This window comes from Pantoea sp. B550 (genome assembly GCF_024158165.1).
GTDB classification, from domain to species: domain Bacteria; phylum Pseudomonadota; class Gammaproteobacteria; order Enterobacterales; family Enterobacteriaceae; genus Pantoea; species Pantoea alfalfae.
Map to the genome: position 1 here is coordinate 317,232 of NZ_JAMYXI010000003.1, position 16,611 is coordinate 333,842.

Annotated in this window: 15 protein-coding genes; 7 read left to right on the forward strand and 8 right to left on the reverse strand. The window is 50.6% G+C overall.

The annotated features are described in order from the left end of the window. Positions 1 to 22 precede the first annotated feature (22 nt). The 3 genes from NIM72_RS04550 to NIM72_RS04560 form a co-directional block, all read right to left on the reverse strand. Positions 23 to 3,421, reverse strand: a complete 3,399-nt coding sequence (locus NIM72_RS04550) for a glycosyltransferase (RefSeq protein WP_253418961.1) — start codon at positions 3,419 to 3,421, stop codon at positions 23 to 25. 116 nt (positions 3,422 to 3,537) lie between these two features. Beyond that, positions 3,538 to 7,059, reverse strand: a complete 3,522-nt coding sequence (locus NIM72_RS04555; RefSeq protein WP_253418964.1) for a glycosyltransferase — start codon at positions 7,057 to 7,059, stop codon at positions 3,538 to 3,540. A 208-nt stretch (positions 7,060 to 7,267) separates the two neighbouring features. Further along, on the reverse strand, positions 7,268 to 8,473 hold the full coding sequence (locus NIM72_RS04560; RefSeq protein WP_222925353.1) for a FliC/FljB family flagellin: 1,206 nt from the start codon (positions 8,471 to 8,473) through the stop codon (positions 7,268 to 7,270). 336 nt (positions 8,474 to 8,809) lie between these two features. On the opposite strand from NIM72_RS04560, the gene fliD reads away from it, so the two are divergent. The 4 genes from fliD (at position 8,810) to amyA (ending at position 12,593) form a co-directional block, all read left to right on the forward strand. Further along, entirely contained in the window at positions 8,810 to 10,225 is a 1,416-nt protein-coding gene (gene fliD, locus NIM72_RS04565) for a flagellar filament capping protein FliD (protein WP_253418967.1), read from the forward strand. 11 nt (positions 10,226 to 10,236) lie between these two features. Next, positions 10,237 to 10,644, forward strand: a complete 408-nt coding sequence (gene fliS, locus NIM72_RS04570; protein ID WP_110330520.1) for a flagellar export chaperone FliS — start codon at positions 10,237 to 10,239, stop codon at positions 10,642 to 10,644. Then, positions 10,644 to 11,009, forward strand: a complete 366-nt coding sequence (gene fliT / locus NIM72_RS04575) for a flagella biosynthesis regulatory protein FliT (protein WP_161736517.1) — start codon at positions 10,644 to 10,646, stop codon at positions 11,007 to 11,009. The genes fliS and fliT overlap by 1 nt, the downstream gene beginning before the upstream one ends. A gap of 102 nt (positions 11,010 to 11,111) precedes the next feature. Further along, complete coding sequence (amyA, locus tag NIM72_RS04580; RefSeq protein ID WP_253418970.1) at positions 11,112 to 12,593, forward strand: alpha-amylase; 1,482 nt, start codon at positions 11,112 to 11,114, stop codon at positions 12,591 to 12,593. Positions 12,594 to 12,668: 75 nt separating this feature from the next. Here the strand turns inward: amyA and yedD are convergent, their stop codons facing one another. Further along, positions 12,669 to 13,142 carry a lipoprotein YedD gene (yedD, locus tag NIM72_RS04585; protein ID WP_222925350.1) on the reverse strand — a complete coding sequence of 158 codons (474 nt, stop codon included), beginning with the start codon at positions 13,140 to 13,142 and terminating at the stop codon, positions 12,669 to 12,671. A gap of 241 nt (positions 13,143 to 13,383) precedes the next feature. Here yedD and NIM72_RS04590 point away from each other — a divergent pair, with 241 nt between their 5' ends. Further along, positions 13,384 to 13,707 carry a DUF6388 family protein gene (locus tag NIM72_RS04590; protein WP_008926858.1) on the forward strand — a complete coding sequence of 108 codons (324 nt, stop codon included), beginning with the start codon at positions 13,384 to 13,386 and terminating at the stop codon, positions 13,705 to 13,707. Positions 13,708 to 13,899: 192 nt separating this feature from the next. Here NIM72_RS04590 and iraP read toward each other — a convergent pair whose 3' ends face one another. Further along, on the reverse strand, positions 13,900 to 14,199 hold the full coding sequence (gene iraP, locus NIM72_RS04595; RefSeq protein WP_013358264.1) for an anti-adapter protein IraP: 300 nt from the start codon (positions 14,197 to 14,199) through the stop codon (positions 13,900 to 13,902). A gap of 175 nt (positions 14,200 to 14,374) precedes the next feature. Between iraP and NIM72_RS04600 the strand changes: the two genes are divergently transcribed. Beyond that, on the forward strand, positions 14,375 to 14,614 hold the full coding sequence (locus tag NIM72_RS04600) for a DinI-like family protein (RefSeq protein WP_003854508.1): 240 nt from the start codon (positions 14,375 to 14,377) through the stop codon (positions 14,612 to 14,614). A 38-nt stretch (positions 14,615 to 14,652) separates the two neighbouring features. Here NIM72_RS04600 and NIM72_RS04605 read toward each other — a convergent pair whose 3' ends face one another. The 3 genes from NIM72_RS04605 to NIM72_RS04615 all read right to left on the reverse strand — a co-directional run bounded on the left by NIM72_RS04605 (position 14,653) and on the right by NIM72_RS04615 (position 15,782). Then, entirely contained in the window at positions 14,653 to 14,919 is a 267-nt protein-coding gene (locus NIM72_RS04605) for a hypothetical protein (protein ID WP_013358265.1), read from the reverse strand. A 151-nt stretch (positions 14,920 to 15,070) separates the two neighbouring features. Then, the gene (locus NIM72_RS04610) at positions 15,071 to 15,316 is read right to left on the reverse strand and encodes a hypothetical protein (protein ID WP_237566756.1); all 246 of its coding nucleotides are present in this window, start codon (positions 15,314 to 15,316) and stop codon (positions 15,071 to 15,073) included. An 82-nt stretch (positions 15,317 to 15,398) separates the two neighbouring features. Beyond that, a complete protein-coding gene (locus NIM72_RS04615; protein WP_161736521.1) occupies positions 15,399 to 15,782 on the reverse strand; it encodes a hypothetical protein in 384 nt (127 codons plus the stop codon). Between the two features lie 136 nt (positions 15,783 to 15,918). Between NIM72_RS04615 and NIM72_RS04620 the strand changes: the two genes are divergently transcribed. Next, positions 15,919 to 16,551 (forward strand): helix-turn-helix domain-containing protein, encoded by a 633-nt coding sequence (locus tag NIM72_RS04620; RefSeq protein ID WP_222925349.1) that lies wholly within the window; start codon positions 15,919 to 15,921, stop codon positions 16,549 to 16,551. Positions 16,552 to 16,611 lie beyond the last annotated feature (60 nt).

Genomic DNA, 16,611 nt, shown 5'->3' on the forward strand with positions numbered 1-16,611 from the left:
ATACGTACCCATCTTCCCGGTATCAGCGATCTTTACGGGCAAGCCATACCGGCAGTTCTCCCGACTGGTAAATCCAGCGTCTGTTAACTTCCTGATAGAGGTTTTCACCGAGGCTTTGCATTAAAAGCGGATTGCGGATCATTTTGTTAATCATAAATCGCCACTGCGACGTTTTATTTTTAATACGCTCAACGCTCATTATCTCTTTATAAGCATCGTGATCGCTGGCCAGCACCGGGTAACCGCAGGCACCTAACTGCGCGATAACACGATGCCCTTCCGCCTGGTTGAGTAACGAATCTGAGAGAGGAGCAAGCGCAAGGTTTAAATTTAAGGACTGAAACAACGGCGCAAGCCTGTTTTGCGGCACTTTACGATGATATTCATGGATAGAGGCTTTCCATGCGTCAGGACAGGCTCCGTAAATAATCCAGCAGACATCTTCACACATCTCCTTGATAAGCACCTCAATGTGCCGCCAGTCTTCCGGGTGCAAATCCGTCAGCACGATGCCCACTCTGGGCTTTGCGTCATTTTCGGCTGAACGATAATCAGGCTGAACGAGTCCCTGCCAGTCCGTGCCGAGCTTATCCTCCTGAAGGAGCATGTTTTTGTGGCTGAAAAGTTTCAGCGCAGCGGCATTCCTGACCACCAGCATGTCCGCGCCCTGCATAATCGCATCACGATCACGCTGATGACTGTTCGTGCTAAACGACGCCCGGGTTATGTCAACAATGAAACGGGTGTCAGGGAAAAGATGCCGGTTCTGTAACAGCCGCACCTGTCTGTTGGCCATCACATCGCTCAGCACAATATACTCAGGTTTTAGTCTGTAAAGTTCACCAGCAGATAAACGATGAGTGACCAGAGTGTGTAAGCCGCTTGCGGAGTGGGTAATCGCCTGATGACGATCTTTGACACGCTGAATTTCCGCGCAGTCTTCGGGATCAGACAAAAATAGCGAATCGGATTTTAAGCCCAGCCGGGCCGCTATCAGCGCGCTATTATTTTCCCGTACAAAACGCTCACCACTCCAGGAGAGATTAGGATTCATAACAGGGTCACGGGCTAACCGGTCGATCCACTGGGCTGTAAAGAGCGCAGTGCCGGGGATAAGTTCTGCTTCTGACATGATTTCATCGCAACATACCCGTGACTGAGGAACGGCTAACATGACAGATTCTTTTTCTGACGCCCTTAACAGCAGATCGCTGACTGCCTCATGGACGGTAGTGAACTTTTCATTAAGCCCTCCTGCCTGATGGCAGGCTGCGGTTCTCAACATGATACATTCGCTGCTGAGCAGTAAATAGCGTTGCGGAACAATCTGTTCCGGGCTGTACGTCCCGTCTGCTGCGTTGAACTGATCATAGTGGCAGCGTACCGTCCCATCAATAATGCCCGGGGAGTAGAGGTGGTGACGTTTATCAGTTAAAAATGGCGCACAGGCGAGGAGTTCAGAACGCCCGCAATGGTTCAGCAATGCGTTCAGCCAGGCTTTATTATTAAAATAAACCCCACAGGAAAGATAAAGTGTAAATTCACCGCGCGCCACAGAGAGAGCATAATTCAGCGCACTGACGCTGCTGATTTTCTCATCAACGAAATAGACTCTGAAGATATCTTCATTTATTTCTGAGAGTGAAGATAGCCATGCTCTGACGCTCTCGTCTTCTGACAGATTATCGATAAAAATGATTTCATAGGCTGTATCAGTGACGGTGTCGACAAACGTCGACAGCGTCCGCTTAACCTGATCGATTTCATTGTCTACGATAAGAACGACGGTAAGCTTTTTAATTGCTGAGGTATTGTAATGTATAGCAAACACGTTCTTATTTTTTTCAACTGAAGCATTGCTGTACCCTCTCAGCGTCAGGTGCTCTGCCAGTAAAGCCTGCGTTAACTCGTCATTATTATTGTCTGCTGATAACACCTCTAACACAGGCAGCGGGATATGCTGAATATCAGCCATCATTCGCGCATTGAGCAGTGGGAATAAAAAATCGATTTCAACCGTCCGGGGTGAAATGTCACGTGATTTAATTATCTCCATACACAATTCACGTCTGAAGAAAGCCCCCCTGGCAAAGCACTCTGGCTTCGCTAAAAAGTAATCAGGATCAAAATCGGGCAGAAAAAGTGACGAAGTCTCCCCATCCGAATCCAGCCAGATACGGTCTGTATAAAATGCCAGCGAGGTCGTGATTTTTTCGCTGAAAAGAGAGAGACTGTTGAAAATATTCGGGAAAATTCTGTCGCCAGAATGGAGGAACAGTATCCATTCATTCTGGTCTTCAGCCAGCAGTTGGCTTAACCAGCGGCTGAAGTGATTCGGTTTTGAATCCTTTTCACTCATTTCCACAGTGGCGTAGATGTTAATATCCACGCACAGCGTATGAAGTGAGGTGAGTGTAATATCAAGTGCCTGCTGCGATGAGTTGTCATCCAGAACCACCACGCTGAGGGACAGACCGCCATCCGTTTCAGCCAGAGATTTTTCAGGCACGGGATAATGGGCCAGCCAGTTTTCCGTTGAGACAAACTTCTCTTCACTTTTCTTCTCTGCAGCCGTCTGCGTTTTACTAAAAAAGTGCGTTAACTGCTGCGAGAAATTTGCTTCAAATTTTCGCATGTGGTCGCGAACGTTATAAAGCCCGGCACGCGTGCTCTCCAGTTCCGCGGGATCGTCACTAAAGCAGACACCCGCCCCACCCATATCGCGAATCGAAGCATCGGAGATGGCGAGTTTTTCATAACCCGGGGCGACCAGAGAAACCACCGGCACCCCACACAATGCAGCCAGGTTACAGGTTCCGGACCATTCAAAGGTGTACATCACCGTGGCCGACTTTAAAATTTCTGCCAGCTCTGCCAGAGGACGAGGATTTTTAACCGATATAATCGTGATATCGTCGGGTAAAGCAGTAAAATCGACTTTCTCTTCGGGTACCCGATTCAGATAGAGAAGTTTTGTCGTTTTTACTCTGCCGTCATCCGAGAACATCGCTAAATCCGGGCCTACCATCGTTAAAAAATCAACGTCAGGTTCTTTCACAATCAGCTGTGAGCTATACCAGAAAAAGAGATCCTCTTCTGTTTCATTAAGACGATTACCATTGAGCAGCGCTTCATGATTTAACATGTAGCGCACACAGACGTCAGCCTTAATCGGATTACCAGAATAAATTTCAGGATAAACAGCGATGGGGATCAGCTCCGATTTTTTATGCTGATCATAAATTTCAACATCCAGCTTAGGCGTATTCCAGGCAGGATTGGTGATATCGCTATTTACCATCCATGCATTGCCGCCATGCAGATTGATTTGATGACAGAGTTTGTGCAAAGCCTGAATACCGCCGGACGACTCCCGATAATCAGGTGAAAATATATAATAAGGATGTTTAAATTCAGACATTGCAACTCCGCCCGCCAGGTTGATGAAATCACTTAACCGTTCTGTGCTCTGCGCTGTTTCAGGCCATCTGAAATTTTGATCAGATAGCCTGAAAGGTTAACAGCTGCCGAAAGGAATCAGGGCTGCCATGCTTTTGCCCACAGCCGCAGGGTCTCACCGGTCAGCATCCAGTTACGTCGGATCTCAGCCTGCAATTCCATTCCCATTTTTGCGCTGGCATCCGGGTCAGCCAGATGCATCCGGATAGCCTCGCGCCAGTCAATGAACCGGTTATTAACACGGGTAACTGGCAGATTATCGTCCCGATAACAGGCAACGTTGCTGCAAATAACGGGCACTCCGCAGGCACCGTATTCCAGTAACCTCAAATTACTTTTACAGGCGTTAAAGATATTGTCTTCAACCGGTGCCAGCGCCAGATCGAGATTGAGCGACGCGAGCGCTGCAGGATAAAGTGTGAGATCAACGCCACTGTGTATTTCGTGCACATAAGGACGGAGTTTATCCGGACACATACCCATAAAGATCCATTCAACGTCTTTAGAAAATTCCCGGACAATGTCGAAAATCATTTCAAGATCGCCCCGATGACTGACACCGCCAGCCCAGCCCACACGGGGTTTATTACCCTGCTGACGCAGTGAGCGAAGGCTGCCCCAGGCCTCTGAAGGAAGGCGATTTTTCATCACAACGATATCCGGATGCATATCACGCATCGCGTCGGCCAGTGGTGCGGTAGAGACCACAAAGCGGTCAAAAAAGCTCAGGCTTTTACGTATTAATTTTGCCGTCTCCTGCTTATAAGCGTGACGGCCATGATGTTTCATGGGCAGATTGATGATGTAATCGTCCAGTTCAAACACCTTAAATACGTTGTGAAGTTTACTGACTCGCTCCATCCAGTTATGAAATGCTGGTGCATACCGGCGCTGGATAATCAGACTATCGGGGCTGAAATGCCCCATCTCACTCAATGTCAGCAGTGTCATGCCGCTTTTCCCCTGAGCAACGCCTTCCGCTATCATCGCCTCAAGCGGTTGAGTAATACGGTAATGTCCGCAACCGTAAATATCGGCATTATGCGCAAGAAAGGTGGGCAGATTTTCTGCTCTGACCGGCAGCCAGTTAACATCGTCATTTCGTAATTCGAAGTGACGACTTCGCATTGAAAGGTTTGGGTTATACGCAGGGTCACTGGCCACGACCGGCATCCATTCAGCATAAATTTTGTCTTCTTCCAGCTGTTTTAATTTACTGGACGTCTGCACGGTTTCATCCGGGAACGGGCTGGTGCGTGCTGCGGGACGATGCAGACGGGCATAAGGTGTCCAGACCGTCAGATAGCCCTGCTCCCGCGCCTTCAGGCACAGATCAACGTCAGCATATAAGCGCTTATCCTGATCAAATCCTCCCAGCTCGTCGAATACCGATTTGCGCATCAGCATCAGATCACCCGAAACGGCACTGTAGTTCTGATCGACATTCATGCGCCCCAGATAGTTGGCGTCTTTGTCGTCATTACCTCTGAAGACTTCACCCACTGCACCGTTTACCCCCAGGACGTAACCCGCATGCCTGATCTTATTGTCAGATGAGAGATGCTTTCCACCCACAGCAAAGACTTCAGGCCGTAGTCCATGATTCAGGAGATTATCGAGCCATTCACCGTCAGTGACCGCCATTTCACAATGCATGAAAAGCAGATAGTCTCCTGTAGCCTGTTCAGCGGCGAGATTAGCCATAGCACTGTGGCTGAATGCGCCGTTAAAGCTTGCGGTTTTTATACGGACAGGATCAACTGTTGCAATATCTGACAACCATTTATCCCGCTCAGTCGTCCCCTGGTTATCAGAGATGATGATCATCTCGTACTGGTGCCAGGTGGTTTTTTCCAGCACGGTCGTGACGCAACTAATCAGCGAGGCGAGATCCCAGTTAGCCAGAATGATGATTGAAACCACCGGCTTATCGGGATGGTTGTATCGTAAACGGTAATTGAAGAATTTATCTAATGCCGCCCGTCCATCCGGGTAGCCGCGATTATGCAAATGCCGCTCAATGATCGCCACATCTTCAAGGATATCTCTGCTTTTCAGATGGCCTGTTAACAACGGCTCAGCGAGGTGACCGATACCCTCAAACCCCTGAGATTCAATCAGCTTAATAATGAGATCAAACTCTGCTGAAGCGGGATAATCGGCATCCAGTCCTTCCGCCGCTAACAGCAGCTCTCGCCGGAACAACCAGTGTTGCGCCATCGTTTTGGGCGAACTGAGCAGTAAATCAAGATTAAAATCGGGCCTGAAAGCGGCACCGAGTGGTGCATTATCGATATAAAAAAATTCATCTGCATAGAGTGCTAAATAATGGTTTTGAACGAGGAGCATTTTGCTCAATGCGATCATACCGGAGGCGTGCAGAATCGTGGTCGCCTCAAGAAACATGATCCAATGGTCTTCACGTTCATGGATGATTTGATTGATGACACTGATTCGGCTCTGCTCTGTTGCGGCATAGCATTCAGCGTTCGTGTCAGGCGTTACGTCGATGGCAACGATAACCGGTTCAAACCGGATGCCCACTGTCGCTGTCTGGCCGATCGATTTCAAAAGTATATCCAGACCGGTGACGGTCTCTTCTGTAACCGTAATCACGACCAGCACGCTGACGGGATGCGTGTGCGTCGCGGCAAGATCCACCAGCATATTATGCTGCAATGGATTCAGGGTGCGTGAAGCTCTCCACGTCGCAAGCGTGTCTAAGGTAAAGTTCTTCTGCTGCTCTTCAGAAAGATTTTTGATGCCAAACAGATCAGGTCGCTCCGTGGAAGCAACGCGCGCCAGATGTGGCTCATGGTCGACATCATTAAACCAGCTTTCGTTACGGATCTTTTCATATAACGCCTCTCGCCCGTCTCTGAAAATATCGTTACTTTCACGCTGATGAGGCTGAAATTCCACATCTGAAGCACGAATGCTACACAACGGCGTGGCAAACCAGAGAAGGTGGCTGTGCCTCAATAAATGGTGAAAAATAACCAGCGCCGGAACCGCCTGTAATGCCGGATCGCCGGTGGTGAGCAGTGAATGATCGATAAGGCTGCTGGTGAGATCTTCGCGGTAAAACAGCGCGGCGGTCATTTCTCCCGGCAGACTGTACGCTTTCAGTGTCTGATTACGCAGCAAATCCTGGCCGTTGATAATGCTGTTTTCACTGTACAAAGCCGATGTTGAGATAAGCTCGGGCAGCACTTCACCCTGTGGACCTACCCGCTCCCGACGGGAGGCCGCCACACGGCACTCAGGCTGTGTCATCAGGCCTGAGACTAATGTGGAGACGCAGGCAGGTTTCAGGAGATCGGCATCTGACAGGAATTTAATATATTTTCCGCGCGCTGCGCTGACGGCAGCCTGATAAACCGGTACCGTCCCATCATCTATTTTTAAATAGCGAAGAAGATGGCCGTATCGGACAAGATAACCCTGTAGCTTCTTATGAATAAAAGGCGCGTCACTGTAATCAGCCACAATGATTTCAATCTGCGGGTAATCCTGGCTGAGCGCGCTGTCGAGTGCGTTTGTAAACCAGGCTGAAGCGCCGGCGGTAATGATGATGCTGACCAGATCATGTTGATGCATTTTACTCTCTCTCACTGACTCCTCTGAGTCATGACCGACTGAGAGCAGCGCACATTTTGCTTTAGCATAATCTTTGTGCCTGGGTTCAATCGGAGAAGTAAAACAGCAAAGAGGGCCTAATCTGCCAGAACGGCAACGCTGGACTATTCTTCAGCCATAAAAAAACCCCGCCGAGGCGGGGTTTTTGCGTGGATTCTGAGGGAATCGATTAGCCCTGCAGCAGAGACAGAACCTGCTGTGGAACCTGGTTAGCTTTTGCCAACACTGAGTTACCAGCCTGCTGTACGATCTGCGCTTTAGACATGTTTGAAACTTCAGTTGCGTAGTCAGCATCCTGGATACGAGACTGTGCAGCTGACAGGTTGGTCGTGGTGTTGCTCAGGTTAGTCACGGCTGAGTTCAGACGGTTCTGAATCGCACCCAGTGAAGAACGGAACTTATCCACGCTCGCAATCGCTTCATCCAGTTTAGCCAGTGGGCTTGATGATGCACCCGTAGTCAGGCTGGACAGGCTCATGTTAGAGGTGTCCAGTTTGAATGCTGCGGTGCCAGCAGTGGTTGCTGTATCAGCAGACTGTGGGTCAACCGCTACGAAGAAGCTTTTCGCGCCGGCTGCGCCGCTGGCGATATCAAAGCCATTTGCCTTCAGGTTGTTGGTTTCAGCATCGCTGCCTGAAGTCACGGTGACTTTAGCAAACATTTTGCCGTTGTCATCTTTGTAGACAGTACCGGTGTCTACAGCAACACCAGAAGTGGCCACACCCAGACGGGTAGACAGGGCATTAGCAGTTGATTCAGCAACAGTTGCGCCAGTTACGTTGGTAGTAGAACCGTAAGCAGCTTTAAATTCTGTTGCACCAGCTGCAGTTGGGGTACCAGCAGGACCGTTCACGTTGAAGCTATCCAGACCCAGGGTCTTGGAGTCGATTTTTTTCAGGTCGATAGTGATGGTTTCGCCATCGTTAGCGCCAACCTGGATGTTCATTTTTCCGTCTTTAGCCAGCACGTTCACGCCGTTGAACTGAGTCTGACCCGATACGCGGTCAATCTCGTCCAGACGTGATTTGATTTCGTCCTGGATTGAAGATTTGTCAGAATCTGAGTTAGTACCGCTTGAAGCCTGTACAGTCAGCTCACGGATACGCTGTAAGTTGTTGTTGATTTCTGACAGCGCGCCTTCAGTCGTCTGCGCAGCAGAGATACCGTCGTTGGCGTTACGAGCAGCCTGAGTCAGACCCTTGATGTTAGAGGTGAAACGGTTGGCAATCGCCTGACCAGCAGCGTCATCTTTCGCGCTGTTGATACGTAAACCAGAAGACAGACGCTCCATTGAAGTAGACAGAGCTGACTGGTTCTTGTTGATGTTGTTCTGAGTGATCAGCGAGAGGCTGTTGGTATTAATGACTTGGGCCATGATAAATTTTCCTGTTAATCAAGTCTTTCGGTTAAGGTGTGGGCTTCAACCCGCCGGCTTCAGCGCCGTCAAAGTTGTTATCGTCTGCCGTTTAACAACCTTTAGAATTTTTTTAGTACCAGGCGAATTTTTCTGCTTCAGCCTGTCACGTTTTAAGTTATCGCCACCCGTCCCGACTTCTTTAGACTTAATTCATTAATTTTCTAGTCACTGAATTACCCTTCTCTATAGTGCTTATTTACCTCATTACCCTAAGGCAAATAACGTTAAACTTTACCTATTCAAGGCCGATAACCCAGGTATCAATTTCCCTGTCGACCTTATAAAGGAATTAACATGGCCAGTATCAGTAATCTCGGTGTGGGTTCCGGCCTGCCACTCAGTACCATGCTTGACAGTCTGACCACCGCGGAAAAAGCGGCACTGACACCCATTTCAAAACAGCAGTCAGCTTATACGTCCAAACTCAGTGCCTATGCCACCCTGAAAAGTTCTCTGACAACATTCCAGACGGCCAACACCAAGCTGAACAGTGCGGACCTGTTTACCGCAACGACCGCAGCCAGCAGCTCCACGGCCTTCAGTGCCACGACATCTGGCAGCAGCACCGTCGCCGGTAAATATGCGATTAACGTTACGCAGCTGGCGCAGGCGCAGGTTCTGACCTCAGCTGTGCAGAGCAGTAGCACTACCGCACTGGGTGACAGCTCAGTCGCCAGCCGCAGCATTGCGATTACCTTAAAAGATGGTACCAGCAAAAGCGTGACGCTCTCGGCCGATCAGACCTCGCTGACCGGTATGCGTGACGCTATTAATGGCGCGAATGCGGGTATCACCGCCAGTATCATTAAGGTGTCAGACGGCAGTTTCCGACTCTCTATGAGCGCCAATAAAACCGGCAGCGACAATGCTGTGGCAACGATTGCCGTCACCGGTGACAACACGCTGCAGGGAATTGTGGGCTTTGACGCATCCGCCAGCAGCAATGTAATGACAGAAAGCGTTAAAGCGCAGAATGCCCAGCTTACGGTAAACAACGTTGCAATTGAAAACAGCAGCAACCAGATCAGTGATGCACTGGAAGGGATTACGTTAAATCTGACTGCGCAGACGGTTGGCAGTCAGACGCTGACCATTACCAAAGACACCTCAAAAGCCTCCAGCGCCATCAGTGCCTGGGTGGATGCATACAACACCTTGCTGGATCAGTTCAACACCCTGACCAAATACACCAAGGTTGATACCAATACGGATTCACAGGACTCCAGTAATGGCGCGCTGCTGGGCGATAGCACATTACGGACGATTGAGACGCAGCTCAAGACGATGCTGACCAACGCGCAAAGCTCATCATCCTATAAATCACTGGGTCAGATTGGTGTTACTACCGATCCCACCACCGGTTCATTAAAACTGGATTCGACCAAGCTGAGTGCCGCCCTGGATAAAGATGCTGCGGGCGTGAAAGAGATGATCGTGGGTGACGGTAAAACTGGCATTACTGCGAAAATCGACAGCAAACTGACTGACTGGCTGGCTACTAAAGGGATTATTCAGTCCGCCACCGATGGCGTGAGTAAAACACTGAATACCTTAACCGCCCTTTATAACACCACCAGCGATCGCATTGATGCGGATATCGCACGCTATAAAACACAGTTTACCCAACTGGATATGGCTATCAGTAAACTTAACTCGACCAGTACCTATCTGACACAGCAGTTCGATACGTCAGATTCGTCTAAAAAATAACAGGAGTGTCCATGTACAGCGCTACAGGCACCAAAGCCTATGCAAAAATTGGCGTAGAAAGCGCCGTGATGAGCGCCAGCCAGCAGCAGCTGGTCGTGATGCTGTTCGACGGCGCACTGAGCGCGTTAATCCGCGCCCGCCTGTTTATGCAGGATGGCAATATCGAAGGCAAAGGCAGCTCCATCTCCAAAGCCATCAATATTATCGAAGCGGGTCTGAAAGAGGGCCTGGCTGAAAACCGTGGTGATGAGCTGGCAGACAATCTGCTGGATCTTTACAACTACATGACGCGTCGCCTGTTGCAGGCCAACCTGCACAATGATGTTGCCGCGGTCGAGGAGGTCGAAGGCCTGCTGCGCAACATCGCGGACGCGTGGAAAGAAGTGGTTCAACCTAACCTGATTCAGGACGCCGTTTAATGACTACTGCACCGCATCTGATTGCCGTTTACCAACAGTTACTCGATCTCAGCCAGGGAATGCTGCGTCATGCCGCACAGGGCGAATGGGATGAATTGATCAGCCGGGAGATGGAGTATGTCAATGCGGTGCAGGACTTAGCCCAGTCGACAGAGGCAGTATCGCCTTCATCACAGACGCAGGAGCAGTTACGTCCGGTACTGCGCCGTATTCTCGACAACGAAAGCGAAGTAAAACGCCTGCTGCAGGCGCGGATGGATGAGCTGGCCTCGCTGGTCGGTCAGAACAGCCGTCAGAAATCGGTGATGTCCGCCTATGCCAACCAGGGCGGCATTGTGATGGTACCGCGCGAAACCCTCTCCTGATCCCCTGCTCTGCTACGCCGCCAGATTTATTTTTCTGCGCGGCGTCTCTTTTCTGCCGCTTACTCCATACTTGATTTTCATCATCCTCCTGGAGTGTGGTACATGCAAAACCCAACGTTATTACAGTTTTTCCATTGGTATTACCCGGATGGCAGCAAATTGTGGCCGGAAGTCGCCGATCGCGCGGCCTGGCTCAGCGAAATTGGTATCACTATGGCATGGCTGCCACCCTGCTACAAAGGGGGGTCGGGGGGCTATTCAGTGGGTTACGACAGCTACGATCTGTTCGACCTGGGGGAATTTGATCAGAAAGGCGGCGTTGCCACCAAATATGGTGATAAAGCGCAATTACTGGCTGCCATGGAAGCCCTGCGTAGCCACAACGTTGGGGTGCTGCTGGATGTGGTGCTAAACCACAAAATGGGCGCGGACGAGAAAGAGGCGATCAGCGTTAACCGCGTCAATCCGGACAACCGAGATGAAATTTATGATGAGGTCGTCGACTGTGAAGCCTGGACGAAATTCACCTTTCCGGCGCGGAAAGGTGAGTATTCGAAATTTGTCTGGGACCACAAATGTTTTAGCGGCGTAGACCACATCGAAAACCCGGACGAGAACGGCGTATTCAAAATCATCAACGACTACACCGCCGAAGGCTGGAACGATCAGGTCGATAACGAGCTGGGCAACTTCGACTATCTGATGGGTGCCAACATCGATTTCCGCAACAATGCGGTCAGGGAAGAGCTGAAATACTGGGCACGCTGGGTGATGGAACAGGTGCCCTGCACCGGCTTCCGTCTGGATGCGGTAAAACATATTCCGGCCTGGTTCTATAAAGAGTGGATCGATCATATTCAGGACGTCGCTGAAGAGCCGATGTTTATCGTCGCGGAGTACTGGTCGTTTGAAACCGAGAAGCTGCAGGAGTATGTGCATCAGGTGGAAGGCAAAACCATGCTGTTTGATGCGCCACTGCATATGAACTTCCATCAGGCCTCAACCGCAGGCAGCGCCTACGATATGAGCCAGATTTTTGCTAACTCGCTGGTGGTGGCGGATCCGTGGCATGCCGTGACCATCGTGGCTAACCATGACACCCAGCCGCTGCAGTCGCTCGAAGCGCCGGTTGAGGCCTGGTTCAAACCGCTGGCCTATGCGCTGATCCTGCTGCGTGAGCAGGGCGTGCCAACCATTTTCTATCCTGACCTGTTCGGGGCGACTTATGAAGATGAGGGCGGCGACGGCGAGACGCACAAAATTGAGATGCCGGTCATTCCTGAACTGGAAGGATTAATCCGGGCGCGTCAGCAGTATGGCTGGGGCGTGCAGACCGACTATTTTGATCACCCCAACTGCGTGGCGTTCAGCCGCAGCGGCACCGAAACGCAGCCAGGCTGTGTGGTGATCATGTCGAACGGCGATGCGGGCGAGAAAAGTGTGCCGATGGGCGAAGGCTTTGCCGGTAAGGTCTGGCGCGATCATCTGGGGAACCGTGAAGAGACCATTACGGCTGACGAGCACGGTACAGCCGTCTTTGCCTGTAACGGTGGCAGCGTCAGCGTCTGGGTAGTAGCAGAATAAGTGACTGAATAAGCGTAAAACCGCCCTGCCGGACGCTTTCGCGTGCTGCCGGGGCGGTTTTTTTATGGGCTGCGGTTAGGACTGCGCGTTATGCTCAGTAATCGGCGTGCGCAGCAGCTGCGGTTCAATATTCTGAATGACAGCAGCTTTCGGCTGTTTTGCCACTTCTTCCAGTGCCTGCTGACACTCTAGTGTCGGACGCGCCACTTTGCGCAGGGTCAGCCCGTCATACTTAAGTTCACTGTTATCGACGACCAGCGGCATCACCCGAATCTTTCGCGTGACGTTGACATAGTCACCGTTCAGACGGGTCAGCTTGCCTGGCTTCGCAATCACACGCATCCACTGGCGGCAATCCAGCGTGCTGCCATCCGCATTGATAATCAGACTGGCTATTGCCTGTCCGCTGATCAGGCTGCTTTGTGGGCCGACGGTTTGCCAGTTCCCCTGCAGATCAGCCGGTGCCGGCGCCTGTACCGCATTTTCATAATCGTTGATTTGCGCACAGCCACTCAGTGCCAGCGCGGCAATCAGCATCCACTTTTTCATGTTTAATCCCTAAGATCGCGTCAATGGCGGCTACGTTATAATTTTTTCACCGCGCAGCGCAAGGTATCTGGCTGTTCAGACACCCGCAAGCGGCCGATTGCAGCAGAATTTACTCATGAGCCAGGACATCGGTCAGCGTTTTAATCGGCTACTGGCAGTCTGAATGGGCTCTGGCACGCCTGACAAGCGGAAGACAACCCGATACACTGACGCGCTGCATCAGCCTTTCAGGAATATAAATATGAAAACGCCAGAAGCCTATTATGCCCAGGCACGTGAAATGTTTTTTACCGCGCATCCCGACTTTCAGTCAGCACTGGATGAGTTAACGGAGAGCGATGCCCGTGCCGCTAATCTGTCGCTGCGACAGCTGCGTGAATGGCACGCCGAACGCATCTATGCGGCCTTTTTACGGCAGAAGAATCTGGATGGGATGATTTTTTCTATTCAGCTCGCTGAGCCCGATAAAGCGGTAGCGGCTGAGGCTATCGAGACCTATCTCAAATCTCATGCTGAGTCGCTGGGAATGAGCTGGGAAGAGTTCTGCATCAAAAACGAGCTGTAACGTTCCCTGCACTGAAGAGCTATAAGTGACACCTCTCAGTCTGTCGCACAGCATCGGATAGAGCAGTAAAGCAAAAACGCGATACCTTCACGTTAAGCCGCAGGTGATGATTGCACTTTTGGGCAAAGCAACTGCACTGCCTCCGGAGAGATTGCCGGGCTTTCCTCTCCGGAGGTGTATTGAAAAATGGCCCTACTCTCGCTCTTCCGTGGCTTTGCCTTTCACTTCTACATAGCTTGCAACCGCCAGCAGACGATTGATATGCGTCAGTAGCAGATCAACATCCGACTGCAGAAACTCAGTCGACGATTGCGAAGCGGTAATGATGGCATCCTGCACCGTTTCTGTAATGGTCAGCGAGTTGTCCTGTTTCGCCTGCACCAGCAGCGCTGCAACCAGCAGGGACTGCGCTTCAAGTTGCGCCGTCAGCTCTTTTGCATCGACGTCCATCTTTGCCAGCTTTAGCAGAATATCAATGACCAGTTGTCGCATCGCGGACCTCCTGAAAAGTAAGCCAGCATTATGTCGCGATGCGTGCGCATTTTGCTAGTCGAAGATGGAGGTTTTCGCGAGATAAAAATTTACGCGAAATCAGGCGCACTGCCTTGCTACTGTTTTTATTTACAGTATTATATATCAGCGATTTTGCCCTGAATGGATTGCCATCATGTTTGTTGAGTTGATTTATGACAAGCGCAACGTTGCCGGTTTACCGGGTGCTCGCGAGATGATTCGTGAGGAGCTGGAAAAGCGGGTACATCGGGTGTTTCCTGACATCGAAGTTAAGGTCAAGCCGATGGAACGTAACGCGATTGATACTGATTTGAGTAAGAACGATAAGGCGACAGTTGCGCGTATTGTTGAAGAGATGTTCGACGAAGCGGAAATGTGGCTGGTGGCCGACTAATCTCTTAGCGGCCACCGTATCAGTCAGCGGGAGATGAATCAGCTCTCCTGCTCACTGTGATTAATTTCAATCTCGATGTCCTGAATGGCGGCATCCAGATCTTCCAGCAGTTTCCCCTGCTTATTCAGCAACGCATCGATACGGTCGGCATTCGTCTTATCTTTATACTCACCAGCATCAAACGCTAACCAATGGCTGGACAGGGTTTCGGTGTTGGTCTGCGCGTAGTGGCGCATCTCTTTAAGCTGCGAAGTCACATCGCGCAGATAGTCATTTTTGGTTTTGGTTTCTGTTGAATCGCTCATGCTAAATTTCCTTCTGGTCAGTTATCAAAAGTGTTTAGGCTTAGCGGTTCATCAACCGGCCAATCAGCGGACGTCAGTTCAGGTACAAAATGTCGTCCGGAGATTTAAAACTAGTCGATCATAGCGAATCCGCACTAAGAATAATCGGAAGTTACGGTTTCCCGGTGGGTTTCGCGGATGGCACCTCATTCTCAATCACGACTTCTTTTACTTTTGTGATCGTTTTGTCGGCGACGCGATCAGGTATCACATCAAGCTTATGCTGTAATGCTGCAACCTGACTGGTCAGCAAATCCACCCGCTCATCACGCCGCGCTGCAATGACCCGATAATCTGCCCGGATCTCCTCAACCCGCTTATTTGCCGTGTTACTGACGTAGAGAAAAATAATTGTCATCAGAATGCAAATCATCGAACAGCTCAGCAGAATGCAGCCGAGGATAACTTTGCGCCGTTGTAACATAGGAGCCTTAAGGCTGTTAATTGTTGTCATCGCTGCGATCCTCCAGAGTTGAGATCAGCCGATTAATCTCATTACGAAATTTATCGTTCTGATCGGTTTCGGTCATCGCCAGTAAAATACCTACGGCATTCTTGATTAACCGTAGATCCGTTTCGAGTGTCGCAATACGTCGCAAATTTCTGTCATGACGTTCACGTAACTCATCGTTCTCCTCCCGTATCATCAGGTTGCTCTCTTTCAGCAACACCACCTGCTCTTTGTAGCTGGTAATAATTTCGCCGCCGGCTCGATTACTGGTTACGATTGACGCAATACCCGCCAATAACGGTTTCCAGAACAGTGCTGCTGCCCCCCCACCCAGAACCAACGCACCCATACTGGTAATCAGACTACTTTCCATGCCACACCCCTTTGTCCGGTAAGGTCTCTGGAACACACTGCGTGCAGAACAGCCACGTCCTTAACCCTGAATTTAAGATTGCTTAAATACCAGGGTTAAGTATACTTAAGTCACTCTCAATCAAAAAGTCAAGCTGATGAAAAATGAAACGCTGGGTGACCGCATCCGACTCCGACGTAAATCACTGCAATTAACGCAGAAGCAATTGGCACAACAGGTAAAAGTCTCCCATGTGGCTATTTCGCAATGGGAAAAAGAGGAGACGCTGCCGCGCGGTGAGAACCTGCTTCGGCTTGCCGAAGCGCTGGGCTGTGCACCGGCTTATCTGATAGATGGGGATGGTCCTGTTTTCAGCGAAAATAGCTGGGCAGGACTGCACCAGATCCCGCTGCTTGCTCAGCGTAACGTCGCACAGTGGCTGAACGATGCCGGTGCTGTCCGGCATCAGCTGCTGATGCACAACGATATGGCGCTGTCGAAACAGAGTTTTGCCTTCCGGGTGGAAGAACAGGCTATGTCACCCGCTATTCTGCGGGAGGATGTGGTGATTATCGATCCCTGCCTGTCACCTCAGCCTGGTGACCACGTACTGGCATTACAGCAACAGAATGTCCTGCTGCGCACCTGGCGCCAGCGCGGCAGTGAGGATGGTGTTACGCAGTTTGAACTGGCACCGGTCAATATCAACTTTCCCGAGCTGCATTCAGGCCGTGACAGCCTGAAGCTGATAGGCACGCTGGTGGAATTGCGCCGCTATCGGCAGCCATAAAAAAACCCGCCGGGTGCGGGTTAGCTTTTCAGCGAAAAACTGTAGTTAGAGTAATAGCCA

Excerpts from the sequence above, each read along its gene's own strand:
- fliD (WP_253418967.1), top strand. The coding sequence starts at position 8,810 with ATGGCCAGTATCAGTAATCTCGGTGTGGGTTCCGGCCTGCCACTCAGT.
- NIM72_RS04620 (WP_222925349.1), top strand. The coding sequence starts at position 15,919 with ATGAAAAATGAAACGCTGGGTGACCGCATCCGACTCCGACGTAAATCA.
- NIM72_RS04590 (WP_008926858.1), top strand. The coding sequence starts at position 13,384 with ATGAAAACGCCAGAAGCCTATTATGCCCAGGCACGTGAAATGTTTTTT.
- fliS (WP_110330520.1), top strand. The coding sequence starts at position 10,237 with ATGTACAGCGCTACAGGCACCAAAGCCTATGCAAAAATTGGCGTAGAA.
- NIM72_RS04605 (WP_013358265.1), bottom strand. The coding sequence starts at position 14,919 with ATGAGCGATTCAACAGAAACCAAAACCAAAAATGACTATCTGCGCGAT.
- NIM72_RS04555 (WP_253418964.1), bottom strand. The coding sequence starts at position 7,059 with ATGCATCAACATGATCTGGTCAGCATCATCATTACCGCCGGCGCTTCA.
- NIM72_RS04560 (WP_222925353.1), bottom strand. The coding sequence starts at position 8,473 with ATGGCCCAAGTCATTAATACCAACAGCCTCTCGCTGATCACTCAGAAC.
- NIM72_RS04615 (WP_161736521.1), bottom strand. The coding sequence starts at position 15,782 with ATGGAAAGTAGTCTGATTACCAGTATGGGTGCGTTGGTTCTGGGTGGG.
- amyA (WP_253418970.1), top strand. The coding sequence starts at position 11,112 with ATGCAAAACCCAACGTTATTACAGTTTTTCCATTGGTATTACCCGGAT.
- fliT (WP_161736517.1), top strand. The coding sequence starts at position 10,644 with ATGACTACTGCACCGCATCTGATTGCCGTTTACCAACAGTTACTCGAT.
- NIM72_RS04600 (WP_003854508.1), top strand. The coding sequence starts at position 14,375 with ATGTTTGTTGAGTTGATTTATGACAAGCGCAACGTTGCCGGTTTACCG.
- NIM72_RS04550 (WP_253418961.1), bottom strand. The coding sequence starts at position 3,421 with ATGTCTGAATTTAAACATCCTTATTATATATTTTCACCTGATTATCGG.
- iraP (WP_013358264.1), bottom strand. The coding sequence starts at position 14,199 with ATGCGACAACTGGTCATTGATATTCTGCTAAAGCTGGCAAAGATGGAC.
- yedD (WP_222925350.1), bottom strand. The coding sequence starts at position 13,142 with ATGAAAAAGTGGATGCTGATTGCCGCGCTGGCACTGAGTGGCTGTGCG.
- NIM72_RS04610 (WP_237566756.1), bottom strand. The coding sequence starts at position 15,316 with ATGACAATTATTTTTCTCTACGTCAGTAACACGGCAAATAAGCGGGTT.